This is a genomic window from Streptomyces sp. PU-14G, from assembly GCF_041028275.1.
Classification (GTDB): domain Bacteria; phylum Actinomycetota; class Actinomycetes; order Streptomycetales; family Streptomycetaceae; genus Streptomyces.
On record NZ_JASKYT010000765.1, the window covers coordinates 1 to 485 of the forward strand.

A 485-nucleotide genomic window follows, 5' to 3' on the forward strand; every position below is an offset into this window, starting at 1 on the left:
GGCCACCGTCCGGTCACCTCGGCGGTGAGGGCGCGCAGGGGCGCGGCGGGTTCGGGAACCAGATACAGCACGCCAGGGAAGCGGGCACAGTCCTCGAAGGTGAGCGTGAACGCGGGCCGCGCCGCGAACAGGTCTCTCAGCGCCGACCGTTCCCCGCGTCCGATCCGGTCGCGGTGCAGGAAGGGGAAGAGCACCGTCACGTGTGCGGCGCCCCCGTACCGCGCCGCCGTGTCGTACCGCGCCCGCCAGCCGCGTACCACCGCGTCGGCCTCGGGCACGGCCACGCTCAGCGCCGTCGTACCGGAGGCGACAGGCCAGCCCTCGTCCGCGCCGCCGCCGCCGCCGCTCGCGGTGCGGGGCGCGGCGCGTGGGGCCGGGGCGTTCTGTCCGACCTGAGTACCGTCCACGCACAGCACGCTAACGGGCGGCCCACGCCCGTCGGGCGGCGGGCCGGGCGGGAGGACCGGCGCCCGACGGGCGTGGGC

1 protein-coding gene is annotated in these 485 nt (G+C 77.5%); it reads right to left on the reverse strand.

The window, feature by feature from the left end:
* A partial coding sequence (locus tag AB8Z75_RS35215; RefSeq protein WP_369209235.1) for a 2'-5' RNA ligase family protein occupies window positions 1–407 on the reverse strand: 407 nt, incomplete at its 3' end.
* Window positions 408–485 lie beyond the last annotated feature (78 nt).